A 3,518-nucleotide genomic window follows, 5' to 3' on the forward strand; every position below is an offset into this window, starting at 1 on the left:
AGTGTTGCTATGCGCTAGCGGCTCGACTTAGGCACCGCGAAACCACTGAGAGCCTCGAACCCCAGCTCGAGCACACCGCCAGAATTGCAGATCGCCTCGACCACGCGGTGGCAAGGTAACGTCCATCGTGTCGAGACCGACGGCCTCGTCCCAGAGGCCGTTGCCGCGAAGAACGTAGCGACTCTTGACTGGACAGACGAATGATAGAACTAGCTGTAGTTCCTTGGGACGTTGTGAACGCCTGAACTGAGGTGAAGACCTCCGGCAGGATGTGGATTACCACACTCGCATCCGCACACCGGAGGTCTTCATGCCCCACGCTAACGCACCCCTCACCCCTGAGGGACGCCGTCGTCTCGCCATCCTGATCGTTGAAGAGGACTGGCCGATCCGCCGCGCCGCTGAACGGTTCCAAGTCTCGCCTGCGACCGCCCGGAAATGGGCGGTCCGGTATCGGTCAGGGCAACCGCTGACCGACCGCTCCTCGCGCCCGCACACAAGTCCTGGCCGTCTCCCCAAGAAACGAGAACACCGGATCATCTCGCTCCGTTTCAACCGGCGCTGGGGCCCGCACCGGATCAGCTATCACCTCGGGATTCCACGTGCGACTGTGGGCCGAGTACTCGAACGCTACCGAATGCCACGCTTGGACCACATCGATTAGGCGACCGGCCTCCCGGTCCGTAAGACGAGGCCGGCCCGTTACGAGATGACCCGTCCGGGCGAACTCGTGCATGTGGATATCAAGAAGCTCGGACGGATCCCGGATGGTGGCGGGCATCGCATGCTCGGCAGAACACTCGGGAACCGGAACAACAAGAAGCAAGGCCGCGGCTACGCCTATCTGCATCATGCCGTCGATGGGTACTCACGCCTGGCGTATTCCGAGATCCTCGACGATGAACGCAAAGAGACCGCTGCCGGGTTCTGGAACAGGGCGCGCGCTTTCTTCACGGATGCAGGGGTCACCGTGACCGGGGTGATGACCGACAACGGCTCCTGTTACCGTTCCCACGCCTTCGCTGCCGCATTGGGCGAGGGGGTGAAGCACCGACGCACGCGTCCGTATCGTCCGCAGACCAACGGCAAGGTCGAACGGTTCAACCGCACCCTTGCGCAGGAATGGGCGTACGCCGAGACGTATGACAGTGATGAAGCCAGGGCCGCGACCTATACTGCCTGGCTCCATCACTACAATCATCACCGACCCCATACCGGGATCGGAGGGCTGACCCCGTCAGATCGCGTTCACAACCTCACGAGGAACTACAACTAGCTCGGTTCTTCGGACTTTCGGGCGGAGACACGGGAGGCTGATGGCCCCGGCCCCATGAATTGGCTCGCAAGAATACCTCGTTTGAGGTATGACCTCTTCGGCGAAGGTGACAACACTTAGCACTAGCGGCCGGCATTCCGTCGGTTGCTTCAGAGTCATATGCGACTGGAGGACGTTGTGAGTGAGAAACGAGCTTTGAAGCGAATCGCGGGATTTGGCATGATCGTGGCTCTCGCCACCGCAGGGTTGGCAGCCCCATCGGCCGCGTTCGCCCAAGAAGGAGAAACCGAACTGATCAAGCAGATCGAAGCGTCCGACACTCCATTCGCAGACTTGGAGCAGCTGACACCCGCTGAGCAGGAGCAGTTCCTGCAGGATCTGGAAGTGCTCAGTGAAGAACAGCAGGAGGAAGTGCTTCAAAGCGATGAGTGGACACCCAGCGTGTCGACGTTCGCATACTCCGACATCATCTGGTCCGGCCTTGAGAAGGCAGCGTGCGTGATCCACGTCGACCTGGTTTCCTGCAACCGGGCAGCCAAAGATGCCACAACCGCATCGAACTCGGCTGCGAGTCATTTCGCTTCAAACACGCTGCACAACGGCAAGGGCGACGCCTACCGGCACTGCTACTGGAACGCCCGTATGACGATTAGCATCGGCGAAAGCGGGGCAATGAAGATCGCCTCCAACCACGAGGCCATCCGAAACGGCCCGGCGAAAGAGAAGAAGATGGACCTCGCGAACAACAAGACAGGTCGGGCCATCGGCAAGGCGAAGAAGACCACTTCCAAGAGCCACACCGAGTGCAAGAGCCGCGCCAACAGCGGCAAACTCGTTACCCTGAAGTGATGATCTCCCCTAGTCTAAGACGGATCCCGAGCATCCTAGCGTTCAGTGCGTCGCTGACGGCGACGCTCGCGCTAACCGGTTGTTCGGGATCCGGCGACTTTGAGTCACGAGTTCTGCAGGTTAGCGAAGAAGGCAGCGCTTTTAGACTCCCTGACAAGGTCGACGGGAAGAACTGGGACGAGGTCCTGGTGCTATGCCCATACGACCAAGCTCCGCGCAATTTGGACCAAGCATTTGTGAACGCTGCCGCTGACATCGACACCAATGCCAGTGACGCATCGCAGTGGCTATTGTTCCGTACCGCCGACGATGTCACCACGCTCACCATCTCAAGGTCAGAACTGGAGTTCTGCTCTTTGTCGCACTCCGGTCCAAGCGTCTACGCTCAGGGAACGCTGTGGACCAGTGCGGATAAGGATGGCGTCGCCGTGATGACACCCGCGACGTAGCGCTAACGCTAGTCAGGGTCACTCGCATGGATGAGGTCTGCCAATCCCATCGCCCGATGCGACTGTCGGAAGAGGTGGCGGCGGATGAATTTCAGACTAGCCGTTCCTCCCGAATCGCTCTCACGGACTTGTTCTCGCTATTCATTCTCAGCTTCATGATTGTCGCTGCGATCGTCGCTGCGACGTTCAATACCGCCGGACGAGGATTTCGTGGAGCTGTTTAGATGGTCGGGCTGGGCCACGGAGCAATCTGGGCGGCTCTCATATTCGGGGCGCTCATCCTCTTGGTCATGGTAGCGACGTTGTTGCAACGTCGGACCATGGCGAGGGGCGCGACACAGCAAAGACGAGAGTCCTGGTCTCGAAACTGATAGTGCAGTCCCGGTTTTTCAACTACCACGTCGTTGCAAGCAACTATCGACCTCTCGGGGTCTTCTGTCTGAGCTGGTGCGATAGCCGGGGGTTCTCGATCGTTTGTAACGACGGAATCTGCATCGGATGCATAGTTTTGGCCTCGGATGGTCGTCATGCCTGAGCGCCGTTAACTCCCGTTCTTGTTGAGTTTACGATAGCGAGGTGCGGCTGTGTCCTGGCCGCACCCATAGTGCCGGAAGCACGGTTCGCTCGGTTGCCCCGGTGAAGCCGATTGCTCCCCTCTCGCCGAGATCCGCCTCGCCACCCCACGCAGGGTCCTCTCCTCCCGGTCCCGGCGACGGTCATACTGGCAGAGTACTCGAGGCGTGGATGAGTCGACGAGTGACCTCGCGCAGCTCGGCGATGCCGTACCGCTGCGGGCCCTTCTCCGAAGCAAAGGCGCCTATTGCCTGACGATCGTCCGAAGCGGTGAACGTCACGGCGTGCAGCACGCCATCGCGTCGATCCTTTGCTGGTCTCCCGATCTTCTCCACCCACTCGACCTGGTCCTGCCGCCCAGCCGTAGTGGA

Annotated in this window: 2 protein-coding genes and 1 pseudogene; 2 read left to right on the forward strand and 1 reads right to left on the reverse strand. The window is 60.1% G+C overall.

Translation table 11 applies throughout. The annotated features are described in order from the left end of the window. Window positions 1-310: 310 nt before the first annotated feature. A pseudogene (locus tag Bravens_RS01285) lies at window positions 311-1,276 on the forward strand (IS481 family transposase). A 219-nt stretch (window positions 1,277-1,495) separates the two neighbouring features. Next, window positions 1,496-2,125 carry a DUF6973 domain-containing protein gene (locus Bravens_RS01290; protein WP_019174424.1) on the forward strand — a complete coding sequence of 210 codons (630 nt, stop codon included), beginning with the start codon at window positions 1,496-1,498 and terminating at the stop codon, window positions 2,123-2,125. 1,165 nt (window positions 2,126-3,290) lie between these two features. On the opposite strand, the gene Bravens_RS10590 is transcribed toward Bravens_RS01290, so the two are convergent. Then, on the reverse strand, window positions 3,291-3,518 hold a 228-nt coding region (locus tag Bravens_RS10590; RefSeq protein WP_209435902.1), incomplete at its 5' end, for a hypothetical protein.

Origin of the sequence: Brevibacterium ravenspurgense (assembly GCF_001584615.1) — a bacterium.
GTDB classification, from domain to species: Bacteria; Actinomycetota; Actinomycetes; order Actinomycetales; family Brevibacteriaceae; genus Brevibacterium; species Brevibacterium ravenspurgense.

Coding starts and splice junctions, on each gene's coding strand:
- Bravens_RS01290 (WP_019174424.1), top strand. CDS start 1,496: ATGATCGTGGCTCTCGCCACCGCAGGGTTGGCAGCCCCATCGGCCGCG.